Raw genomic sequence first — 22,100 nt, forward strand, 5'->3', positions numbered from 1 at the left:
CGATGTGGCGAGCAAGGAACTGCGGCTGCCGGTCGGTCTGCCGCAGCCGAGCAACTGGAGCGCGGCGCACGCGAGGCGCGCAACGCCGTCCGGCTGCGGGCGCATGAGAACGTCGTCGCGGTCCACGACGTCGTCCCCGGCGGCCTGCCCTGGATCGTGATGACGCTGGCCGGCGGCCGGTTCCTGAAGGAGCGCCTCGATACGCGGGGGGCCGCGGCTCACCCGAGTACATGGCCGCCGAACGACTGCGCGGAACCCTCAGGCTCCCGGCCAGTGACCTGTTCTCCCTGGGCGCGACCCTCTACCAGGCCGTCGAGGGCGTCTCGCCGCTCCGCCGCGACACCCAGCAGGCGACGCTGACCGCCGTCCTACAGGCGGAGCCACCTTGCTGCGCGGCCGGGGCGCCCGATTTCTGACGCCGGTCACCGGTACGACCGTCGCGGTCGCCGGGGGCGCTACCGGGTTCCTCTCCGGGATCGGCGTCGTGGTGCTCGCCTTCGACGGTGTCGCCGTCCTGCGCTGCCATGGCCGACGTCGAGCGGGGCGACCGGACTAGGTGATCCCGTTGATCGTGATCACTTCCGTCGAGCGGCCCCCGCCGGCCGGTCAGCGGGGGCGGCTGAGGGCGGCCTCGGCCAGATCCGTCCACTGCCCGGCCGAGGAGTGCGGGACGACCACCCAGTCCTTGACCACCCTGCCCTCGCCCGAGGGATCGAACAGGCGCGCCCCGGCCAGCTCCAGCGCGGCCGCGTGCTCAGGGGTGTCCCTGACCAGCCGGAACACCATCGCGCCGTCACGCTGCAGGCTGGCGAACACCTTGCCCGCCTGATCCTTCAGCGCCGGGCGGCCCATCATCCTGGAGATCCGCACCCCCAGGTCGGCCAGCTCGGCGCCGACCTGCAGGAAATCCTCTTCCGCGCTCATCGTCACTCGGCCCCAGACGTCGTGGCGGCGCGGGCCGAGCGGCTCGGGGCCGCCGGGGCACACGATCGTCTCGGCTCCCGCCCTCCGGCAGAAACGGCGATCAGGCTAGCAGGATCATGCCGAACCGGGAGAACGCACGCCCCCGGGCCGCGTCCGGCGCTCTTCCCCTGACGCAGGGTCAATGCCGAAGCATGGTGGCATGACCGCTACGACCAGTACGAACCCCCCGCCGTCCGGTGACCTGACGGCCCACCACGACGGCCTCGCCATCCCGCTGTCCCGCGGCGGACGGGGCCGCCCGCTGGTGCTGTGCCCCGGGCTGAACGCGACCCAGGCCGACCTCGGCGAGCTGATCGAGCTGCTGCGGCGCGACCACGACGTGGTGACCTTCGACCTGCGCGGCCACGGCCGCACCCCGGCCGCCGACCGGTACTCGTTCGAGGCGTTCCTCGGCGACCTGGACGCCGTGATGGACCGGGTGGGCCGCCTCGGTCTCGGCGAGGCCCCCGTGCTCGTCGGCTACTCGCTGGGGGCCGACCTGGCCGTGCACCACGCCGCCCGGCATCCCGGCAGCGTCGCCGGGCTCGTCCTGATCGACGGGGCGAACCCGGTGCCCGAGCCGTTCCTCACCGAGGACGTCCTGCCGCAGTTCCGCGCGATGTGGGAGGAGCTGGCCGCGCAGCAGCGGAGCCGGCGCGGCACCCCGCGCCAGGTGCTGCTCACCGCCCGGCAGATCCTCGACCTGAACGTCGAGATCGACGTGGTCCGCTCCGGGATCCTGTCCCGATACCCGCTGATCGACCGGCCGATCAGCATGATCATGTCGACCTCGATGGCGGGAGCGGGCGGCGGGCCCGCCGAGCGGTTCAACCGGAACTGGCGGGCCGGGATCGACCGGCTCGTCCGGCGACAGCCGCGCATCGCCACGACCTGGCTCGACGCCGACCACGGGCTGGTCTTCACGCACGCCGCCGAGATCGCCCGGATCATCCGGAAGGCGGCTTCTTGACGACCTCTGGAAGGGTGGTCCCATGCTGACCATCGGCGAACTGGCCTCGTACGCGGGGGTGACCGTGCGGGCGGTGCGGCACTACCACGCCAAGGGCCTGCTGCCCGAGCCCGAGCGCGACCGCCACGGCTACCGCAGGTACGACGCCGCCGCCGCGGTCGAGCTGATCAGGATCCGGACCCTCGCCGAGGCCGGGGTGCCGCTCGCGCGGGTGCGGGAGCTGCTGCGGGCCGGCGGGGAGGAGTTCGCCGCCGCGCTCGCCGACGTCGACCGGCGGCTGCGCGAGGAGATCCGGCGGCGGCAGCGCCACCGGGAGCGGATCGCCCGGCTGGCCGCCGGGGACGGCCTGGCGCTGCCGCCGGAGGTGGTCGGCTACCTCGACCGGCTGCGGGCCCTCGGCGTGGACGAGCGGATCGTCCAGGCCGAACGCGACGGCTGGATCCTGCTGGCCGCCCACTCGCCCGGACGCGTGCCGGAGTGGATGGCCCGCAAGCGGGCGCAGCTCGACGACCCGGACTTCGTCGGCTTCTTCCGCATCCTGGGCCAGGCCCTCACGCGGTCCGCCGACGACCCCCGGCTGGCGGAGCTGGCCGGTGAGCTGGCCGCCTGCCTGACCCGGCTGACCGGCGAGCGGGCCGCGGGCTACGTCGACGACCTCGACGTGGAGCCGCAGTTCGTCCGGTTGATGGACGCCCTGGCCTTCGACGCCGTCCCGCCCGCCCGCCGCCTGATCGAGCTGCTGCGCCGGCGGGGCTGGAGCGGCTGGAGCAAGCTGGAGCGCGTGGACCCGCCGTCCTGGGCCGGGTCAGCCGTCGAGGAACCGCTCCAGCTCCGCGGTGACGAACCCCGGGTTCTCCTCGACGAGCCAGTGCCCGGCGCGCGGGACGTCCACCGCGCGCACGATCCTGGTCAGGCGCGGTGACACCGTGGCCCGGATCGCGTCGAGCTGCCCCTGGGCGGTCATGAGCAGCGCCGGGACGCGGACCGGCGCCGCCGCCGTCGCGTCGCGCACGTCCTGGTCCAGGGCGCGGTAGAGCTCGAAGCCGCCCGACAGGGCCTGCGGCCGGCGGTAGGTCCGGGCGTACTCGGTGATCTCGGCGTCGGTGAACGGGGACCGCTCCGAGGTGCCGCCGAACGCCGGCCCGCCGTAGGAGACCTGGGGGTAGAACAGCGCCAGGTACTCGCGGACGTCGTCGCCCACCACCGCCTCGGGCACCCGGCGCTGGGAGTGGAAGGCGATGTGCCAGCTCAGCGACCGGTACGTGGCCGCGTCGACCGCCGGGCCGGGCAGCGGCAGGTCCAGGTAGCCCAGGCGGGCGGTGTCGGCGGGGAACCGGCTCGCGTACTGGAACGCCACCGCGGCGCCGAAGTCGTGCCCGACGACGGCGGCGTCCCGGACGCCGAGCCGTCCGGCGATCAGCTTGTGCACGTACCCCGCCAGCGTGGCCTTGTCGTAGCCGGTGGGCGAGCCTTCGCTGTCGCCCAGCCCCGGCAGGTCCACGGCGTAGACGGTGTGGTGCCGGGCCAGGTCCGGCATGATCGGCCACCAGCCGTACCAGGTCTGGGGCCAGCCGTGGATCAGCACCACCGGCGTGCCGGTCCCGCCCTTCACGTAGTGCATGCGCACGCCGTCCACGTCGGCGAACTCGTGCCGGAACGTCCTGCCGAAGCGCGGGTCGTCCCGGGTGGCGGTGGTGTGGGAGGCGGGCGGGGGAGCGGCGGCCGGCGTCGAACAGGCCGTGACGCCGAGCGCGAGCAGGAGGGCGAGCGCGACGGACGCCGCCGTGCGCGCGGATCGGGCCAGGCGGCGGCCGGACGACGGCCGTGGAGCGGTGGTCATGTGGTCCTGTCCTGAGAAGAGTGACGGGGTCAACGGCCGGTGCTGCCGTCGATCAGTTCGCGGAGGATGTCGGCGTGGCCCGCGTGCCGGCCGGTCTCCTCGATCATGTGGGTGAGCGCCCAGCGCACGCTGGGGGCGGGCCGTCCCGGCCGCCGGCGGGGGAGCGGCGCGCCGGGGTCGGAGCAGGTGTCGAGCACGGCGTTCGCCTGCTCGACGGCGTCCCGGTAGCGGGCGACGACCTCGGCCACGCCGTCCGCCGGGTCCGCGTGGAAGGTCGCGGGCCAGGCGGCGACCTGCGCGCCGAGGAAGGTCGCGCGCTCGACGTGGGTGACGTGGTTCAGCAGGCCCAGCAGGTTCGTGCCCGAGGGCACGGCGGCGGTCCGCACCTGCGGTTCGGGGGCGTCCTCGACCTTCGCGGCGATCGAGGAGCGCAGGTAGTCGAGGAAGCCGCGCAGGGTCTCGATCTCGCTGCCTCCGGTGCGGGGCGGCGGGGTGTCGCGGCGGCGCACGGGCGTCTCCTTCCGTGGGTGTGGGATCAATCCGACCAGCAGCTCGCCGATCTGGCACGAAAACTTGCGGTTATGGCAAGATGGCCCTCATGCAGGACGACATCGACGAGGTGCTGGGCGCGGTCGGGCCGCGTCTTCGAGCCCTGCGTCGTCACCGCGGCATCACCCTCGCCGAGCTCGCCACCACGACCGGCGTCTCGGAGAGCACGCTGTCGCGGCTGGAGAGCGGGCAGCGCCGGGCCACGCTGGAGCTGCTGCTGCCGCTGGCCCGCGTCTACGACGTCCCGCTCGACGACCTGGTCGGCGCCCCGCGCACCGGCGACCCCCGGATCCACCTCAAGCCGATCAACCGGTTCGGGATGACGTTCGTGCCGCTGTCCCGGCGGCCGGGCGGGGTCCACGCGTTCAAGATGATCATTCCCGCGCGACCGGAACCGCTCGAACCGGCCCCGCAGACCCACGACGGCTTCGAATGGCTCTACGTCCTCACCGGGCGCCTGCGGCTCGTCCTCGGCGACCGCGACCTGACCCTGCCGGTCGGCGAGGCGGCCGAGTTCGACACGTCCATGCCCCACTGGCTGGGCAGCGCCGACGGCGGCACGGTCGAGCTGCTCATCCTGTTCGACCCCCAGGGCATGCGCACCCACATCCACGCCGACCCCCACCGGCACTCTCACTGAGCATCCGACGGGCCGTTTTTGCGGCCTGACCTTCATTTGTGGAGGTCAAGAGGTGCTGAAGCCCGTTTTCGGGGGAGAAGGGGGTGGCTTCGAGTGCCTAGTGATGGGAGTGGTGACCGTGGAGGGGTCCGGGGGAGCGATCCGGGTCGGTGTGGAGGAGGAGTACCACATCCTCGACGCGACCACACGCCGGGTGACCGCGCGGGCGGGGGCGCTGCTGAGCGCGCTGCCCGAGGAGAGCTTCACGCACGAGCTGCAGCGGTCGATGGTCGAGGCCAACAGCGCGCCGTTCCTGGCCCTGGACGACCTGGCCCGCGACGTGTGCCGCCTGCGGCGCAAGCTGATCGCCGCCGCCGACGAGCTGGGCCTGGGGATCGCGGCGGTCGGCACGCCGCAGCTGGCCGACCTCGACGAGGTGAAGGTCTTCCCCGACCAGCGATACGAGAAGATGCTCAGCGACTTCCAGGTGCTGACCCGCGAGCAGCTCATCTGCGGCACGCACGTGCACGCGGAGGTGCCCGACCCCGACCTGGCGGTCGCGGTGGCGCACCGGCTGACGCCCTGGCTGGCGCCGCTGCTGGCACTCAGCGCCAGCTCGCCGTTCTGGGACGGCGCCGACACCGGCTACGCCAGCTATCGCACGCTGGTGTGGCAGCGGTGGCCGACCACGGGCCCGATCGGCAAGTTCGGCTCGGCGGCCGAGTACCAGGAGATGGTGCAGGGATTGATCAGGTCCGGGGTGATCAGCGACGCGGGGATGCTCTATTTCGACGTCCGGCCCTCGCAACATGTGCCGACGGTGGAGCTGCGCATCTGCGACGCCTGCCCCCGGGTGGAGGACGTCGTGCTGATCGCCGGGCTGTTCCGGGCGCTGGTGGCCAGGGAGGTGGCGGCGGCGCGCCGCGGCCCTGGGCCGGACGTGCAGGTGGAGGCCGCGCGCGCGGCGACCTGGCAGGCGGCCCGGTGGGGGCTGGAGGGCGACCTGGTCGATCCGGTGGAGGGCGTGCCGCGCCCGGCCAAGGAGGTGGTCGAGGACCTGGTGGCGGGCCTGCGCCCGCAACTTGAGGCGGCCGGCGACTGGGAGCTGGTGACCAGGCTGACCCGGCAGGTCCTGCAGACGGGCACGTCGGCGGCCCGCCAGCGGGCGGCGTACGCCGAGCGCGGCAGCCTGGCGGACGTGGCCGACCTGGTGCTCAGCGAGACCCGCACGTGCGAGTGGGACCGGCCGACGGGGGACCACGACCTCCCTTCGTACCGGCCGGCGGCCTGATGGCCGGCGGTTGCGCGACGGGGGTGGCGGCATGTGCGGGCTGAGCGGCGAGTTCAGGTTCGACGGCGCGGAGGCCGACATCGGCGCGGTGGGCCGGATGACCGACGCGATGCACGACCGCGGGCCGGACGGCTCCGGCCTGTGGGCGCAGGGGCCCGTCGCGATGGGCCACCGGCGGCTCAAGATCATCGACCTGTCGGAGAAGGCGGCCCAGCCGATGGTGGACGCCGGGCTCGGCCTGGCGGTGGTGTTCAACGGCTGCCTGTACAACTACCGCGAGCTGCGCGAGGAGCTGCGCGGCGCGGGATACCGGTTCTACTCCACCAGCGACACCGAGGTGCTGCTCAAGGCGTACCACCGGTGGGGCGCCGGCTGCGTCGGCCACTTCAAGGGCATGTTCGCCTTCGTGATCCACGAGCGGGACAGCGGCCGGCTGGTGCTCGGCCGCGACCGGCTCGGCGTCAAACCGATGTACGTCAGCCACGACGCCCGCCGCCTGCGCTTCGCCTCGACGCTGCCCGCGCTGGCCGCGGGCGGCGGCCTGGACACCGGCATCGACCGGGTGGCGCTGCACCACTACATGACCTTCCACTCGCTCGTGCCCGGCGAGCGCACGATCCTCGCGGGCGTGCGCAAGCTCCCGGCGGCCACCGTCCGGGTCGTCGAGGCGGACGGCACGAGCACCGACCACCGCTACTGGGACCCGCCCTACACCCGCTCCGCCCTGCCCGAGCACGCCGGGCTGAGCGAGGAGGAGTGGCGCCGGGCCACCCTGGACGCCCTGCGCACGGCGGTGCGCCGCCGGATGGTCGCCGACGTGCCGGTCGGCGTGCTGCTGTCCGGCGGCCTGGACTCCAGCCTCATCGTGGCGCTGCTGGCCGAGGAGGGGCAGAGCGGCCTGACCACGTTCAGCATCGGCTTCGAGCCGGCCGGCGGCGAGCAGGGGGACGAGTTCGCCTACTCCGACCTGGTCGCCGGCCGCTTCGGCACCGACCACCACCGCATCCGCATCCCCGACGAGCGCCTGCTCGACGGGCTGGAACGGGCGGTGGGCGCCATGAGCGAGCCGATGGCCAGCCACGACTGCGTCGCCTTCTACCTGCTGTCGCAGGAGGTCGCCCGGCACGTGAAGGTCGTTCAGTCGGGCCAGGGCGCCGACGAGGTGTTCGCCGGTTACAGCTGGTTCCCGCCGCTGGCGGGCGTGCCGCGCGAGCGGGCGGCCGAGGTCTACCGCAGGGAGTTCGCCGACCGCCCGCACCAGGAGCTGGCCGGCGTCCTGTCGCCCGGCTACCTGCTGGAGCGGGACGTCAGCGGCGACTTCGTCCGGGAGCACGTGGCGCGGCCGGGCGCCGACACCGCGCTCGACGCCGTGCTGCGCCTGGAGACCACGGCCATGCTGATCGACGACCCGGTCAAGCGCGTCGACAACATGACCATGGCCCACGGGCTGGAGGCCCGCACGCCGTTCCTCGACCACGACCTGGTCGAGCTGGCCGCCGCCTGCCCCGACGGGCTCAAACTGGCCCACGGCGGCAAGGGCGTGCTCAAGGACGCCGCCCGCCGGCTGCTGCCCGCGCAGATCGTCGACCGGCCGAAGGGCTACTTCCCGGTGCCCGCCGTCCGGCACGTCGAAGGGGCCCTGCTCGACCTCGTCCGGGACGCCCTCACCAGCGGGGCCGCCCGCGCGCGCGGCCTGTTCCGGCCGGAGTTCGTCCGGCGGCTGCTGGCCGACCCCGAGTCCGACAGGGCGACGACCGGCGTCAACACGCTCTGGCAGATCGGCCTGCTCGAACTGTGGCTCCAGGCCCACCAGATGTGATGCCGGACATCCTCGGCGACCTGTCGCACCTGCCGTCGGCGGCCGCCCTGCGCGCCTGGAGCTGCCGCCGGCCCGCGCTGGCGCCCGACAACAGCGCCGTGGCGTTCGTCAGCGACCAGGACGGCGTGCCCCGGGTGTGGGTCCAGCCGCTCGGCGAGGATCTGGACGCGTGGCCGGTCGACACCGGCCACCACCCGGTCGTGGACGTGAGCTGGGGCCCCACGGGGGAGCATCTGGCGGTCCTGGTGGCGCCGGGCGGCGGCGAGCACACGCAGGTGTGGACCGTGGGCCCGCACGGCGGCGAGCTGCGGCCGCTCGCCGTCCCGCCGCACGGGTCGGCCGCGCTCGTCCGCTGGACCGGCCGGGGCGAGTCGGTCCTGGTGGCCGAGACCTCCGCCGCCGGCCTGACCCGGGCCGAGCTGGCCGACGCCGTCACCGGCGCGCGCCAGGTCATCGCCGTGGGCGAGCTGCTGTGGCCGGCCGCGGTCAGCCGCGACCACGCGCGCATGCTGCTCCGCCGCGGGCCGCGCGGCCTGCGCCGGATGTACGCGGCCGACGCCGTCCCCGGCCATCCGCCGGGCGGCGAGCGCGACCTGCTGCCCGGCCTGCCCGGCTCGACCGACCAAGGGGCACTGTCGCCCGACGGCGAGATCGCCTACCTGGTGTCGGACGCGGGCCGCGACCGGGCCGCGCTGCTGGCGGTGCGGCGCAACGCCTATCCCGTCGTGCTGGCCGAGCGGCCGGACGCCGAGCTGGACCGGTTCGCGCTCAGCGCCGACGGCCGCCGCGGCGTCCTGCTGTGGAACGAGCACGGCCGCTCGGCCCTGGACGTCGTGGAGCTCCCCGCCGCGCACGTCCGGACGCTTCCGCCGCCACCGGCCGACGTGATCACCTCGGTCCGCGTCGCCTGGGACGGCGGCACGGCGGTGCTCGCCGCCGAGAGCCCCGAGGAGCCCTCGCACGTGCTGCTGTGCGACCTGACCTCCGGGACGTACCGGTACGCCGCCGGGGCCGGGCGGCTCCCCGTCGCGACCGGCGCCGAGCTGCTGCGCTTCCCGGCCCGCGACGGGCTGGAGCTGGCCGCCTGGCTCTACCGTCCCGCGCACGTCCACGGGCCCGCGCCGTTCGTGGTGTCGCTGCACGGCGGGCCGGAGGACCAGGAACGCCCCACCTTCAACCCGCTCTACCAGAACCTCCTGGCCGCCGGGATCGGGGTGCTGGCGCCCAACGTGCGCGGTTCGGGCGGGTACGGGCGGGCCTTCCGCCAGGCCGACGACCTGGCGCTGCGCTTCCGCGCGGTCGAGGACGTCGCCGACTGCGCCGCCGCGCTGGTGCGGACCGGCGCGGCGGACCCGTCCAGGCTCGCCTGCATGGGCTGGTCGTACGGCGGCTACCTGACCCTGGCCGCCCTCGTCACCCATCCGCACCTGTTCCGCGCGGGGGTGAACATGAGCGGCATCGCCGATTTCGCCACCTTCTACGCCCGTACCGAACCCTGGATCGCCGCCGCGGCGGTCTCCGAGTACGGGCACCCGGAGACGGACCGCGACCTGCTGCACGCCCTGTCCCCGCTGCGCTCCTTCGACCGGCTGGCCGCCCCGCTCCTGGTCGTGCACGGGACGCAGGACACCAACGTGCCGGTGCACGAGGCCCGGCAGGCGTTCGGGGCGGCCCGCGCCCGCGGGGTGCCCTGCGACCTGCTGCTCTTCGAGGACGAAGGCCACGAGATCCGCAACCGCGCCAACCGCATCAGCCTCGTCTCCAAGGTCCTGAACTGGCTCGACGAGCACCTGCGGGGCTCTCCCCATTGATCCGGCGGCCGGACGCGTCCATCATGGTGCCTCCCACCGGCACGGAAGGGACCCGCTCGTGACCGACCTCGACTCCCGGCTGCGCGCCTGGCGGCACGACCTGCACCGGCGGCCCGAGCCGGCCTTCGCCGAGCACGCGACGAGCGCCTACCTGGCCGAGGCGCTGGAGGCGGCGGGCCTCGACGTCGTGACCGGCGTCGGCGGCACCGGCGTCGTCGCCTCCCTGACCAGGGGCGGCAGCGGCCGGGCCGTCGGGCTGCGGGCCGACATGGACTGCCTGCCGCTCGACGAGCCGGGCACGCACGCCCACGTCTCCCGCAACCCCGGCTTCATGCACGCCTGCGGCCACGACGGGCACATGGCGATGCTGCTCGGGGCCGCCGCCGTCCTGGCAGCCGAGGGCGGCTTCGACGGGACCGTCCGGTTCGTCTTCCAGCCCGCCGAGGAGCCCGGCCGTGGCGCGGGCCATGCTCGACGACGGCCTGCTCGCCCGCTTCCCCGTCCAGGCCATGTACGGCCTGCACAACTGGCCCGGCGCCCCCGCCGGCCACTTCCTGACCCGGGCCGGGAGCATCATGGCCGGCGAGGACAACTTCGAGATCCGCATCCGGGGCCGCGGCGGGCACGCCGCCCGCCCGCACATGGTCGTCGACCCCGTCGTGGTGGCCGCGGAGATCGTCCTGGCCCTGCAGACGGTCGTCGCCCGCAACGTCGACCCCGCGCAGCCCGCCGTGGTGTCCTGCACCGACATCAGCACCGACGGCGCGCGCAACGCCATCCCCGGCGAGGTCGTCATCAGAGGCGACACCCGCAGCTTCGACCCCGCCGTCGCCGCGCTCCTGGAGGACCGCGTCCGGCGGCTCTGCGAGGGCATCGCCGCCGCCCACGGCGCGACGTGCGCCGTCACCTACACCCACGAGTTCGCGCCCACCGTCAACGACCCCGCCTGCGTCGCAGCGGCGGTCGAGGCGGCCGTCGCGGTCGCCGGCGAGGACCGCGTCGACCCCGGCTGCGCGCCCGTCATGCCGAGCGAGGACTTCGGCGTCCTGGCCGGGGCCGTGCCGGCCTGCTTCGCCTTCCTCGGCAACGGCACCGAACCCGGCCGGGGCGGCGACCCGCTGCACAGCAGGGAGTACGACTTCAACGACGCCGTCCTGCGGACGGGGACGGACTTCTACGTCACGCTGGCGCGCCGCGTCCTGGCCGCCGGCGCCCCCGGGGCGGCGCCCGCCCGGTGAGGCCCGGCCCGCGGACGGGCCGTGCGGCGGGACGTCACGCGGCCGCGGCCAGCTCCTCCAGCGCGCTCAGGGAAGGCAGCTCGAACGGCTGCCGCACCGGAACCTGCCCGGCGCGGGCGTCCTCGGCCTCGCCCGCCCAGTGCCGCAGCGCCCGCAGCGGGGTGACGCCGTTGGCCTTGGCCCAGCGCAGCCGCCCGGTCCAGGCCACGGCGCCGTCCTTGAGCACCGGGACGTAGCGGACCGCGGACGCCGTCGTGCGGGGGTAGGCGTCCGGGGCGTAGACGGTCCGGAACTCGGGCTGGTCCTTCAGCGACACCTGTTCGTCCTTCCCATCAGCCGTCGGCCTCCGGCGGCAGCACCCAGCCGTAGACGTGCCGCCCATCGAGGAGCTGCCGGGTACCGTGCAACGCGACTCCGCCTTCCTCTCGACGAGCCTCGGCGTCAGCCGGTCTCGCGCGGGCCCGTCCACACCTCGGTGACCGGGCCGTCCGGCAGCTCGACGTCCAGCCGCCGGCACCACGGACCCGGCGGCGTCCACTCCCAGGCGGGTTGGAAACCGATCCTCAGCCGGCGGGCCGAGCCCGGGACCACCCCGCCGAGCATGCGGCTCCCGTGCGCGGCCCTGCCGCCCTTCCCGTCGAAGCCGCCGTTGTTCTCGTTGGAGTAGTCGGTGCCGAGGTCGTCCTCGGCGGACAGCATCCAGTACCAGAAGAACGACCCCTTGCTGTCCGTCTCCTCGTCCCGGACCCCCGGGACGAACTCGTAGTGCAGCACCCCGCCGGTCTCCGACAGCTCCAGCCCGCGGGCCACCACGTGGTGGCCCTCCAGCAGCTCCCCGAGGTCGATGTCGAAGACGATGTCGAGACGCCTCGACCCGTTCCTCTCGGCGAAGTAGGCGTCGGTGGCCGTACGCGGCGGGATGCTGATCATCGACCCAGCATCGGGCATGATCGGCGAGCCGGCCAATCAGCGATCGCGGGGAGCCGTGTGCGCGAGGACGGCGGCGGCCAGCTCGTCGTGCACCTCCGGCGGCAGCGTGTGCCCCAGGCCCTCCACCATCATCAACCGCGCCCCCGGCACCTGCTCGGCGATGAGCGCGCCATGACCCGGCTTGGCCGGCTCGTGCGTGCCCTCGATGACCAGCGTCGGCGCCTTGACCTGGTGCAGCACGCCCACCGGCTCGAAATCGGGGTTGGCGCCGGCCGCCAGCCGATGGTTGACCGTCGCCGACAGGTCGCGCGCCCGGTCGTAGATGCGCTCCTGCAACCGGCGCGCCGCGTCCTCGTCGAACGGCAGCCCGGTCCCGTGCAGCAGCCGCTGCTCGGCGATCATGCCCTCGATCGCCGCCCGCCGGTCCTGCGGCGGCGGCGCCGCGATCACGGCCTGGTAGAAGGACACGAACTCCGGCAGCGGCACCGGCAGGCAGCCCTCCTGCTGCGGCTGCCCCAGCAGCGCCCGCATGATGACCTTCCCCTCGCCGCCGCCCAGCGGCGAGGAGCCGATGACCGTCAGCGACCGCACCCGCTCCGGCCGCTCCACCGCGACGTACTGCCCCAGCAGCCCGCCCGCCGAGTGGCAGACCAGGTGCGCGCTGTCCAGGCCGTGCGCGTCCATCACCCGGTAGACGTCGTCCTTGATGTCGTCCCACGTGTACGGGTGCGCCGCGAAGTCGACCGTGTCCGACATGCCGGTGTCACGGTGGTCGTAGCGGATCACCCGGCGGCCGCCCGCGGTCAGCAGCCCGACGAACTCGTCCGGCCACAGGACGCCCTGCGACATCGAACCCATGATCAGCAGGATCGGCTCGTCGGTGGCGGCGCCGAACTCTTCACTCCAGATGTTCACGTTTTGCATGCCTCACAGCCTGCCCGGCTCCGCTACGGGCGCCTTCTGTAGAACTACTAGCCGCGCCAGATCAGTACGGGAGCCGATGCCCAGCTTCGGATAGATCTTGTACAGGTGGTACTCGACCGTCCGCGGGCTCAGGAAGAGCCGGGCGGCGATCTGCTTGCTCGACAACCCGTCGGCGACCAGGCCCGCGATGCGCAGCTCCTGCGGGGTCAGCGCGTCGAGCACGGCCGCGGCCGGCGCCTGCCCGCTCTCGCCCGCCGCCCGCAGCTCCTCCTGCGCCCGCCGCGCCCACGGCCGCGCGCCCGCCCGCTCGAACGTCTCCCACGCCATCCGCAGATGCGCCCGCGCCTCGCCCGGACGTTGCCCGCGGCGCAACCGCTCGCCCAGCAGCAGGGCCGTCCTGGCCGCCTCGAAGGGGTTGGTGTGCAGCCGCAGCGCCTCGTCGAAGGCGTCCTCGCGCGATTCGGCCAGGCCCCGGCAGCGCGCCAGCAGCGCGCGGGACTCCGGCGTCGCCGCGTGCCGCGCCCCCCGCTCGTACGCCTCCAGCGCCGCCCGCGCGCCCTCCTCGTCGCCCGCCCCGACGGCGGCCTCGACGCGGTCGGGAATCGTCCGCCAGACGACCGCCGGATGCCCGGTGCCCGGACCGGCCGCGGCGATGGCCGCGAACCGGTCGCGCGCCGCCGCGTGCCGGCCCAGGCACAGGTCGAGCATCGCCCGCGCGTACGCCGCCACCCCGGCCCGCAGCCCCACCCGATGGGGGACGGCGATGGCCAGCGCCGCGCGGGCCAGCCGCTCGCAGTCCTCCTCCTCGCCGCGCAGCGCCGCCACCACCGCCAGGTTGGCCAGGTGCGCGGCCACCGTGTTCTCGTAACCGGCCTCGCGGGCCAGCTCCAGGCCCTCCTCCGAGAGGGCCTGGCTGCGCGCCAGCCGCCCGGCCAGCCGTTCGGCGGTCGCCGCGAACTCCAGCACGACCGGCAACTGCCCCGCCATGCCCGACACCCTGGCCACCTGCCCGGCCCGGTCGCTCAGCTCGGCGGCCAGGTCCGTCTCGCCGAGCTGGCTGGCCGCGGCCGCCGCCCACAGGTGACCCGCCGGGTCCTCCAGCTCGCCGGCCCGCGCCAGCGCCCGGCGCAGCAGGCCGGGCCCGGCGGGGTCGCCGCCCATGGTCAGGCCGATGCCGGCCACCGTGTCGCGCAGGAAACCCTCCGGGTGCGCGGCGGCCCGCCGGCCGAGCTCGACGATCATCGCGGTGTCGCCGACGTACGCGGCCGCCTCCGAGGCGTCGGCCAGCATGTCCAGGCTGTCGCCCGCCGCCAGGATCCGCACGGCCTCCGCGGCGTTGCCGGAGTTCAGCTCGAACCGGCCCCGGAGCTGGGCGATCTCCATGGTCACGGCGACGTCGCCGCCGGCCCGTTCGCGCGCCTCGGCCAGCAGCGACTCCGCCTGGCCCGGACGGCCGCCGAGCCAGGACGCGACGGCGGCGTCCTTCAGCCGGACGGCCCGCTCGCGCGGCTCGGGGGTCAGCTCGGCGGCCCTGGCCAGGGCGGTGGCGGCGGCGCCGTACCCGCCGCGGTCGCGGGCCCGGCCGGCGGCGGTCACCAGCGCGGCGGCCACCTCCTCGTCCTGGCCCAGGGCGGCTCCGGCCAGGTGCCAGGCGCGGCGGTCGCCTTCGGTCAGCTCCGCCAGGACGGCGTGCACCCGGCGCACCTCGGCCGCGGAGGCCGCCTCGTGCACCGCCGAACGGATCAGCGGATGGCGGAACCGCACGCCGGTGCCCGACACCTCCACCAGCCCGCCCTCCTCCAGCTCGGCCAGCGCCCCCCGCCCGGCCTCCGCCTCCATGGGGGCCGGCGTCGAGGGGGCGTTTCGCGTGCCGGGCTGGTCCGCGTGGTCGGTGAGGAGCCGGCCGGTGGCGCGCAGGACCGCGCCGAGGTCGCCCTCCACGGCGGCGACCAGGGCGGCCAGCCGGGCGGCGGCGGACAGCGCGGCCACCCGGTCGCCGAACAGCCGGGCGCCGCCGGGCAGCGGGTCGGGCAGCGGCTCGCGTCCGGCGAGCTGGGCGGGCGTCAGCCGGGCGGCGATCTCGCGCAGGGCGAGCGGGTTCGCCCCGGTCAGCGTGACGAGCTCGCGCCGCACCTGGACGGGCAGCGCCCCGTGACGGGAGGCCAGCAGCTCGTCCGCGGCGGTCTCGGCCAGGCCGCGCACCTCCACCGTCAGCGGCACGCCCTTGACCGCGGCGTCCCCGCGCACCGCGAGCAGCATCGCGATGCGTTCGGTCGCCAGCCGCCTGGCGGCGAACAGCAGCGCGTCGGCCGAGGACCGGTCGATCCACTGGAAGTCGTCCACCACGCAGACCAGCCCGTCCGGCGCGGCGGCCTCCACCAGCAGCGAGAGCACGCCGGCCGCCAGCAGGAACCGGTCACCGGCGCCCCCCGCCGCCAGCCCCAGGGCCGCGCGGACGGCGAGACGCTGCGGCTCGGGCAGCGCGTCGAGCGCGCCGGGCGAACCGGCCACCGGCCACAGAAGCTGGTGCAGCGCCGCGAACGCCAGGTCGGACTCCGACTCGACGCCGGTGAGCCGCAACACCCGCATCGCGCCGCCGCGCGCGGCCGCCGCGTCGAGCAGGGCCGTCTTGCCCGCCCCCGCCTCGCCGCGCAGCACCACCGCGCCGCCGGCGCCGCCGCGGGCGCGCGCGATCACCTCGTCGAGAACGCTGATTTCCGCAGATCTGCCGTAGAGCACAAGCCCCTACTGTAGGCGCGCGGCCCGGCCCGCCGAGCCCCGGGGAGACCGCCCCTACGAGGGCAGCCACGCCGGCCACCAGGGCAGGACGCAGTCGCCGGGGGTGCCCTGGGTGGCCAGGTCGTACAGGGTCAGCGCGACCGGCCCGGCGAGGGTGACGGCGAGGGCGAGCACCATCAGGAAAAGCTGCGGCCACAGCCGCCCGGCCGCCCACGGCAGCCGGGCGAGCAACTGGACCGGCAGGGAGATCAGCGCCGACCCGGCCGACACGACCGGGAAGAGGACGAACCTGCTCAACGCCCAGACGGCCCCGGCGAAGCCCTCACCCGCGCTCAGGTCGCCCGCGCAGTGGACGTGCGCGTGCGCCACCAAGGTGATCTCGTACCAGGTGCCCGCGGTCGCGCATCCCGTCGCGGAGACGGCCGGGAACGCGCAGCCGAAGGCCCAGCGAACGTCCCCGGCCCCGGCCGCGGGTCTGCTCCGATCGATCACGCCGACATCGAAGCAGACCGGTTTGCGGCCGATGCGCACCCGAAGTGAAGATTCGGTGCAGGGACGCGATCATCTCGGCCACACTGGTCCCATGGAATACGTCGGACGGGCGCCCGCGCCGCCGCTCGACCGGTTCATCGACGACATCTACTGCCTGACCGGGGCGCCGCGGCACCGGCTGATGACCGTCCCGCCGATGCCGTCGGGACACCTGTTCGTCAACCTGGGCGACCCCGCCCGCCTGTGGGACTCCGACCCTTCCGTGCCGCCGGCGGTGTTCGCCGACGGCTGGTTCATGGGGATGTGGACCAGACGGTTCCGCTACGAGTACCCCGCGCGGGTGCGGCTGGTCGGGGTGCACTTCAAGCCGTGGGGGATGTCGCCGTTCGTCGGCGTTCCGGCGGGCGAGCTGCGCGACCGGTGGGTGCCGGCCGACGCCCTCTGGCAGCGGTCCCTGGACCGGATCCGCGACCGGGCCGGCGACCTCGCCTCGGCCGCCGCCGTCCTGCGGGTGGTGGAGGAGGAACTGCTGGCGCGGTTCGCGGGGACGGCGTCGCGCAACCTCGACCTGGTCCGGCACGCGGGCGGCCGCCTGGCGGCCACGTACGGCGCGGTCCCGGTCGGCGCGCTGGCCGACGACGCCGGGGTGAGCGGCAACCACCTGGCCGCGCAGTTCAAGTCCCATGTCGGCGTCACCCCGAAGCGGGTGGCCCGGATCTACCGCTTCGCCCGGCTGATCCTGTCCGTGGACCCGTCGCGCCCGGTCGACTGGCCGGCGCTCGCCCACACGGCCGGATATTTCGACCAGGCCCACTTCAGCAGGGAGTTCAAGGACTTCACCGGCCATACCCCGACCGGGTACCTGGCCCTGCGACGCCGGTTCCCCGCCGAGCCGAACTTCGACGGCCCGATGCCCGCCGATTGATTTTCTACAAGCCCGGCGCCCCTCCGGGACGGCAGGATCGCAGGCGAACTTCTGACGAGGACCGAGGAGACCCCGTGGGCGCAGTGATCATGAACAGCTCGATGTCGGTGGACGGCTTCATCGCCGACGGCAACGACGACGTCGGCCCCCTGCACGACTGGTACCGGAACGGCGACACCCCGCTCACGCCGGGCGACGAGCAGGACTACGACCACTCCGGCGCCGGCGGCGGCTTCAAGCTGTCCAAGGCGTCGGCGGAGTACGTCCGGCCGATCTGGGAGTCGGTCGGCGTGATCATCATGGGCCGTACCCTGTTCGACCTGGTGAACGGGTGGGAAGGGCGGCCGCCCGCCGGGGAGCACGTGGTCGTGGTGTCCCACCGGCCCAAGCCCGAGGGCTGGCACCCCGAGGCGTCCTACCATTTCGCCGCCGACGTGCCGTCCGCCGTCGCCCGGGCCCAGGAGCTGGCCGGGGACCGGGTCGTCAGCGTGAACGCCGGCGACGTCGGCGGCCAGGCGCTCGCGGCCGGCCTGGTGGACGAGGTGGCGATGGACGTCGTGCCGGTGGTGTTCGGCGCGGGCAAGCCCTTCTTCGGCCGCGTCGCCGCGCAGCACCTCCTGGCGGGCCCCCACGTGGTCGTCCAGGGCGAGGGGGTGCTGCACCTGCGGTACGAGGTGCGCCGCTAGTCGCGGCCGATGATCCGCGGGAGGACCCGACGGTGGTCGACGAACGCGGGCATGGGCGCGGCCGATGCGCGGGAGGTCCTGACGGTGGTCGACGAAGGCGGGCATGGGCGCGGCCGATCCGCGGGAGCTAGCCTGACGCCGTGAGCTCCGTTCTGCCGTGGTGCGCGCTCGCCGGCGTCGTCCTCCTGTACGGCGCGGCCGTCCGCGGCACGGCCGGGACCACGATCGCGGTCGCGGCGGCCCTGGCGGCGGCGGCGACGGCCGTCGCGGCGGCCCGTGGCTGGCCGCCGCAGGCGCTGGCGGGCGTGGCGCTGGTGGCGGGCGGCGTGGGCGCGGTCGTCTGGGCGTTCGGGCGGGCGCACCGGCGGCGCCGGACGCGGCGGGCGGCCCTGGCCGCGCACCGGGCGGCGCGATCGAGGGCGGCCGCGGCCGTGGCGGACGCCGTGCGCCTGCGGATGGCCGCCGAGCTGCACGACACCGCCGCCCACCGGCTCACCGGCATCGCGGTGGCCGCGGCGTCCGCGCTGCACGTGGCCGACCCGGCGATGCGGGAGTCCGCCCTGCGCCACGCCGGGGACGCCGCCCGGCTGGCCCGCGCCGAACTCGCAGGCGTCCGGGACGCCGCGCGTGACCTGCCGACGACAGACGCCCTGGTCGCCGGCCGTGACCTGCGGGCGATCGACGCCCTGGTCGCCGGCTGGCCCGCGCCCGGCGCCGACCCCGGCCTGATCGGTTACCGCAGGACGGCCGCCGCCGCCCCGCCCGAGGTCGCGGCGGCCGCCTACCGGGTGGTCAGGGAGGGCCTCACCAACGCCGCGCGGTACGCGGGCGGAGCCCGGCTGGACGTCGCCGTCCTCGGCGAGCCCGGCCGGCTGACCGTCGAGGTGCGCGACACCGGAGGCGCGCGCGAGCACGACGACCTGGGCACCGGCCACGGCCTGTCCGGGCTGGCCACGACCGTGGCGGCCTGCGGCGGCACGTTCACGGCGGGCCCGGACGCCGGCGGCTGGACGGTCCGGGCCGCCTTCCCCGCCCCCGCCGGGCCGCCCCCGTTCCGACGGGCGTGGTGGCGCGGGCGGCGGGCGTGGGACGCGGCGCTGGCCGGGCTCGCCATCGCGTGGACGATGGGGGCGAGCCTGCTGCCCGGAGGCGCTCCGGCGCCGCGCGAGTTCCTCGTGCTCGGCCCCCTCTTCGTCCTGCACGCCCTGCCTCTGTGGTGGCGGGCGCGGCGGCCCGCGTGGAGCCTCGCCGCGATGTTGTCGATCCACCCGGTGGCGATGGCGGGCCTGACCCCGACCCCCGCGGGCGACCTGTTCCTCTGGGGCTGGTGGGTGGAGCTGGCCCAGCTCTACGCCTTCGGCGCCCACCACCCCAGGCGCCGGGGCGTGCCGGCGATCCTCGCCGTCGGCCTGGCGGGCGGCCTCGCGCTGGCCCTCGGACCGGGCATCACCGGCGACCGGACGGCCGCCTGGGCGGTGCTCGCCACGGCCGTGGCGCTGCTGTCGGCCCCGGCGTGGGCGGCGGGCGTCCTGGTCGCCCGGGCGCGGGCACGGCGGCGGGCGGCCGCGACGGCCGAACGCGACCTGCTGGCCGGCCGGCTGGCGGACGTCGCGCGCGGCGAACGCGAGCGGATCGTCGAGGGCCTGCGCGGCACGGCGGCCCGGCACGCGGACGAGGTCGTCGCGGCGGCCGGGCAGGGCGACCTGGCGGCGGTGCGCGACGCCGCCCGCGCCGCGATCGACACGCTCCGGCGGCTGCTGGACGAGCTGCGCCGCCCCGCCGGAGCCGACGGCCCGCCGCCGACGCTAGCCGGGCTGGAGCTGCTGGCCGCGCGGCGGCAGGCGGGCGTGCGTCACGTCGGCGACCCGGACGGCCTGCCCCCCGAGCTGGAGGTGGGCCTGTTCAGGGCCGTCGAGGAGCTGGCCGGAGACCGGATCACCGTGTCCTACCTGCCCGACGGCGTGCTCGTCGAGGGCACGGCGGCCCGGCGCGCCCGCCGCCGGCTGCACGCCCTGGCCGACGGGTACGGCGGGACGCTCGGCACCGGCGGCCCGGACGACGTGCGGGTATGGTTGCCCGGATGATCAGGGTGATCGTCGTCGACGACCAGGCGGTGGTCCGGGCCGGGATCGCCGCGGTGCTGGCCGCCGAACCCGACCTCGAGGTGGTCGGGCAGGCCGCCGACGGGGAGTCCGCCGTGGCGCTGGCCGCCGGGCTGCGCCCGGACGTGGCGCTCATGGACGTCCGGATGCCCGGCCTGGACGGGCTCGCCGCCACCGCCCGGATCACCGCCGGCACGCCGGGCACGCGGATCGTCGTGCTGACCACGTTCGGCCTGGAGGAGTACGTGTTCGGCGCGCTGCGCGCGGGCGCGTCCGGGTTCCTGCTCAAGGACGCCGAGCCGGCGCGGGTCGTGGACGCGGTACGGGTGATCGCGCGCGGCGACGCGCTGCTCGACCCGGTGATCACCCGGCGGCTGCTCGAACGCTTCGCCGCCGCCGCCGACCCCGGCCCGCCCGCCCGGCCCGACGGGCTCACCGCCCGCGAGCGCCAGGTGCTCGGGCACGTCGCCCGCGGGCTGTCCAACGCCGAGATCGCCGCCGTCCTGGCGCTCAGCCCCGCCACGGTCAAGGATCACGTGGCGGCGATCCTGGCCAAGCTGGGCGTGCGCGACCGGCTGCACGCGACCATCCACGCCTACGAGTCCGGCCTGATCCGTCCCGGGGCCGGCTGACCCCCGCCGCGTGGCGGGGTCCCGGTTCGGTCGCCGGCAGGAGGAGACGCGGCGCGCGCGTTCCTAACGTTGTGGCACATGAAACGTGTGTCAGGCGCGCTGCTGCTGGCGGGCGCCGAGATCGCCGCGGTCGCCGCCGGGGCTGTGGTCTTCCTGCTCGTGGCGGCCGTGACGGCCGCCGTGCCGCTGTTCGCGGGGGCGGGGGTGCTCGCCGTGGCGGCCGTCACCTGGCTGCTCGGGCGTCCCGCGCTGCGGCTGCTGGGGCTGCCCCGGCTGGTGCCGCCCTACGTGGTGGTGAACACCGTGGCGGTCGCCGCCCTCGCCGGGCTGGCGGCCTTCCGGCCCTTCCCCGTCCCGCCGCCGGCCGCCACGCCCGCCGGGGTCGCGTACTGGCAGCTCCCGACGGGCTCCCGGCTGGCCTACGTCAAGCTCGCCGGATCCGGCACGGCCGGCCGTCCACCCGTGATCTTCCTGCACGGCGGGCCGGGCACGCCGGGGGAGGGGCTGCCGGAGGGCAGCCAGGAGCTGGCCGCCGCCGGGTTCGACGTCTACGCCTACGACCAGGTCGGCGCAGGCCGCTCGACCCGGCTGGCCGACCCGGCCGGGTACACGGTGGCCCGGCACGTCGCCGACCTGGAGGCCGTCCGCCGGGCCATCGGCGCCCCGAAGATCGTCCTGGTGGGCCGGTCGTGGGGCGGCACCCTGTCGGCGGCCTACCTCGCCGCCCACCCCGACCGGGTGGCCAAGGCCGTGCTCACCTCGCCGGGCGCGATCTGGGAGCCCGCCTTCCCCGGCGGCGTCGGCAGCCCGTGGGACGGCCTGCCCGCCCCCCTCCAGGCCAGGGCCGACGCGCTGACGAGCTCCCCGCGCATGCTGGTCCAGTCGTTGCTCCTGGGCGTGAACCCGGCCGCGGCACGGGCGCTGGTGCCCGACGCCGAGGCCGACGCCCGGATGCGCGCGCTGCTGCTGGTGGCCAAGGACGCCACGGGCTGCGCGGACGCGAAACCCGCCCCCGTGCACGGGAACCTGCCCGGCTTCTACAGCAACCAGGTCACCGCCGAGGACGCCGCCGCCGTCCCCGACCCGCGGCCCAGGTTGCGCGGGGTACGGGTGCCGGTGCTCATCATGCGCGGGCAGTGCGACTACCTGAAGTGGGAGGTCACCTACGACTACCGGCGCACCCTGCCGGACTCGACCCTGGTGTACGTCCCGGGCGCCGGCCACTCGATCGCCAACGGCCGTCCCGACCTCTACCGCGACCTGATCCGCGCCTTCCTCCTCGACCGTCCGCTGCCCGTCCCCGCCTACACCGGCAGCACCGATCCCGCCCGGTCCTAGACGCCGCCGCGCGTCCCGGGACCGGTGATCTTAGGATGCGGGTGACCCGGGCTCCGCCGGGCGGCCGGGGCGGGAGGGGAGATCGCGTGGAGCGGGACGAACGGCTGCGTCACAGCTCGTCATTCGGAGCCGCGGCGGCGACTCACTCGCCGAGACGCTCGCGACAGGGCGGGCATGCCGGTCATGCCCGGCGGCTGTGAGGGCACGGTCGCGCCGGGCCGTGAAGGGGTTT

At 75.5% G+C, this 22,100-nt stretch carries 21 protein-coding genes and 1 pseudogene; 13 read left to right on the top strand and 9 right to left on the bottom strand.

Annotation, left to right across the window (positions count from 1 at the left end):
- Window positions 1-230 precede the first annotated feature (230 nt).
- Complete coding sequence (locus ACIBQ8_RS32695; RefSeq protein ID WP_397193815.1) at window positions 231-416, top strand: hypothetical protein; 186 nt, start codon at window positions 231-233, stop codon at window positions 414-416.
- Between the two features lie 190 nt (window positions 417-606).
- Here ACIBQ8_RS32695 and ACIBQ8_RS32700 read toward each other — a convergent pair whose 3' ends face one another.
- Window positions 607-924: a hypothetical protein gene (locus ACIBQ8_RS32700; protein WP_352330818.1), complete on the bottom strand. Its 318-nt coding sequence runs from the start codon at window positions 922-924 to the stop codon at window positions 607-609.
- 199 nt (window positions 925-1,123) lie between these two features.
- Here ACIBQ8_RS32700 and ACIBQ8_RS32705 point away from each other — a divergent pair, with 199 nt between their 5' ends.
- On the top strand, window positions 1,124-1,933 hold the full coding sequence (locus ACIBQ8_RS32705) for an alpha/beta fold hydrolase (RefSeq protein WP_397193816.1): 810 nt from the start codon (window positions 1,124-1,126) through the stop codon (window positions 1,931-1,933).
- A gap of 22 nt (window positions 1,934-1,955) precedes the next feature.
- Complete coding sequence (locus ACIBQ8_RS32710) at window positions 1,956-2,855, top strand: MerR family transcriptional regulator (RefSeq protein WP_397193817.1); 900 nt, start codon at window positions 1,956-1,958, stop codon at window positions 2,853-2,855.
- On the opposite strand, the gene ACIBQ8_RS32715 is transcribed toward ACIBQ8_RS32710, so the two are convergent.
- Both ACIBQ8_RS32715 and ACIBQ8_RS32720 read right to left on the bottom strand, forming a co-directional pair.
- A complete protein-coding gene (locus ACIBQ8_RS32715; protein ID WP_397193818.1) occupies window positions 2,739-3,773 on the bottom strand; it encodes an alpha/beta fold hydrolase in 1,035 nt (344 codons plus the stop codon). The genes ACIBQ8_RS32710 and ACIBQ8_RS32715 overlap by 117 nt on opposite strands.
- Window positions 3,774-3,802: 29 nt before the next feature.
- Window positions 3,803-4,282, bottom strand: coding sequence for a DinB family protein (locus tag ACIBQ8_RS32720; protein WP_397178376.1), 480 nt, complete (start codon window positions 4,280-4,282; stop codon window positions 3,803-3,805).
- An 89-nt stretch (window positions 4,283-4,371) separates the two neighbouring features.
- Here ACIBQ8_RS32720 and ACIBQ8_RS32725 point away from each other — a divergent pair, with 89 nt between their 5' ends.
- From ACIBQ8_RS32725 to ACIBQ8_RS32740, 4 genes are all read left to right on the top strand, one after another.
- A complete protein-coding gene (locus tag ACIBQ8_RS32725) occupies window positions 4,372-4,962 on the top strand; it encodes a helix-turn-helix domain-containing protein (protein ID WP_397193819.1) in 591 nt (196 codons plus the stop codon).
- A 103-nt stretch (window positions 4,963-5,065) separates the two neighbouring features.
- Window positions 5,066-6,232 (top strand): glutamate--cysteine ligase, encoded by a 1,167-nt coding sequence (locus ACIBQ8_RS32730; RefSeq protein WP_397178374.1) that lies wholly within the window; start codon window positions 5,066-5,068, stop codon window positions 6,230-6,232.
- A gap of 31 nt (window positions 6,233-6,263) precedes the next feature.
- Window positions 6,264-8,051, top strand: coding sequence for an N-acetylglutaminylglutamine amidotransferase (locus ACIBQ8_RS32735; RefSeq protein WP_397193820.1), 1,788 nt, complete (start codon window positions 6,264-6,266; stop codon window positions 8,049-8,051).
- Window positions 8,051-9,862, top strand: a complete 1,812-nt coding sequence (locus ACIBQ8_RS32740; RefSeq protein WP_397193821.1) for a S9 family peptidase — start codon at window positions 8,051-8,053, stop codon at window positions 9,860-9,862. Before ACIBQ8_RS32735 ends, ACIBQ8_RS32740 begins: the two co-directional genes overlap by 1 nt.
- A 147-nt stretch (window positions 9,863-10,009) precedes the next feature.
- On the opposite strand, the gene ACIBQ8_RS32745 is transcribed toward ACIBQ8_RS32740, so the two are convergent.
- Window positions 10,010-10,222 carry a hypothetical protein gene (locus tag ACIBQ8_RS32745; RefSeq protein WP_397193955.1) on the bottom strand — a complete coding sequence of 71 codons (213 nt, stop codon included), beginning with the start codon at window positions 10,220-10,222 and terminating at the stop codon, window positions 10,010-10,012.
- Between ACIBQ8_RS32745 and ACIBQ8_RS32750 the strand changes: the two are divergent.
- Window positions 10,131-11,100 (top strand): annotated as a pseudogene (locus ACIBQ8_RS32750) (amidohydrolase). The gene ACIBQ8_RS32745 and the pseudogene ACIBQ8_RS32750 sit on opposite strands and share 92 nt — an antisense overlap.
- Window positions 11,101-11,134: 34 nt before the next feature.
- Here the strand turns inward: ACIBQ8_RS32750 and ACIBQ8_RS32755 are convergent.
- From ACIBQ8_RS32755 to ACIBQ8_RS32775, 5 genes are all read right to left on the bottom strand, one after another.
- Window positions 11,135-11,416 carry a hypothetical protein gene (locus ACIBQ8_RS32755; protein ID WP_397178370.1) on the bottom strand — a complete coding sequence of 94 codons (282 nt, stop codon included), beginning with the start codon at window positions 11,414-11,416 and terminating at the stop codon, window positions 11,135-11,137.
- A 125-nt stretch (window positions 11,417-11,541) separates the two neighbouring features.
- Window positions 11,542-12,030: a hypothetical protein gene (locus ACIBQ8_RS32760; RefSeq protein ID WP_397178369.1), complete on the bottom strand. Its 489-nt coding sequence runs from the start codon at window positions 12,028-12,030 to the stop codon at window positions 11,542-11,544.
- Between the two features lie 36 nt (window positions 12,031-12,066).
- Window positions 12,067-12,954, bottom strand: a complete 888-nt coding sequence (locus ACIBQ8_RS32765; protein WP_397178368.1) for an alpha/beta hydrolase — start codon at window positions 12,952-12,954, stop codon at window positions 12,067-12,069.
- Window positions 12,955-12,957: 3 nt separating this feature from the next.
- Window positions 12,958-15,693, bottom strand: coding sequence for a LuxR C-terminal-related transcriptional regulator (locus tag ACIBQ8_RS32770; RefSeq protein ID WP_397193822.1), 2,736 nt, complete (start codon window positions 15,691-15,693; stop codon window positions 12,958-12,960).
- Window positions 15,694-15,747: 54 nt separating this feature from the next.
- Window positions 15,748-16,185, bottom strand: a complete 438-nt coding sequence (locus ACIBQ8_RS32775) for a hypothetical protein (RefSeq protein WP_397193823.1) — start codon at window positions 16,183-16,185, stop codon at window positions 15,748-15,750.
- A gap of 91 nt (window positions 16,186-16,276) precedes the next feature.
- Between ACIBQ8_RS32775 and ACIBQ8_RS32780 the strand changes: the two genes are divergently transcribed.
- The 5 genes from ACIBQ8_RS32780 (at window position 16,277) to ACIBQ8_RS32800 (ending at window position 21,868) form a co-directional block, all read left to right on the top strand.
- Complete coding sequence (locus ACIBQ8_RS32780; RefSeq protein ID WP_397193824.1) at window positions 16,277-17,110, top strand: helix-turn-helix domain-containing protein; 834 nt, start codon at window positions 16,277-16,279, stop codon at window positions 17,108-17,110.
- 74 nt (window positions 17,111-17,184) lie between these two features.
- Complete coding sequence (locus tag ACIBQ8_RS32785; RefSeq protein ID WP_397178364.1) at window positions 17,185-17,796, top strand: dihydrofolate reductase family protein; 612 nt, start codon at window positions 17,185-17,187, stop codon at window positions 17,794-17,796.
- Window positions 17,797-17,936: 140 nt separating this feature from the next.
- The gene (locus ACIBQ8_RS32790) at window positions 17,937-19,880 is read left to right on the top strand and encodes a sensor histidine kinase (RefSeq protein WP_397193825.1); all 1,944 of its coding nucleotides are present in this window, start codon (window positions 17,937-17,939) and stop codon (window positions 19,878-19,880) included.
- The gene (locus ACIBQ8_RS32795) at window positions 19,877-20,530 is read left to right on the top strand and encodes a response regulator (protein ID WP_397193826.1); all 654 of its coding nucleotides are present in this window, start codon (window positions 19,877-19,879) and stop codon (window positions 20,528-20,530) included. The genes ACIBQ8_RS32790 and ACIBQ8_RS32795 overlap by 4 nt, the downstream gene beginning before the upstream one ends.
- 78 nt (window positions 20,531-20,608) lie before the next feature.
- Complete coding sequence (locus tag ACIBQ8_RS32800) at window positions 20,609-21,868, top strand: alpha/beta fold hydrolase (protein WP_397178361.1); 1,260 nt, start codon at window positions 20,609-20,611, stop codon at window positions 21,866-21,868.
- Window positions 21,869-22,100: the final 232 nt, after the last annotated feature.

Origin of the sequence: Nonomuraea sp. NPDC049646 (assembly GCF_044465525.1) — a bacterium.
Lineage (GTDB): Bacteria > Actinomycetota > Actinomycetes > Streptosporangiales > Streptosporangiaceae > Nonomuraea.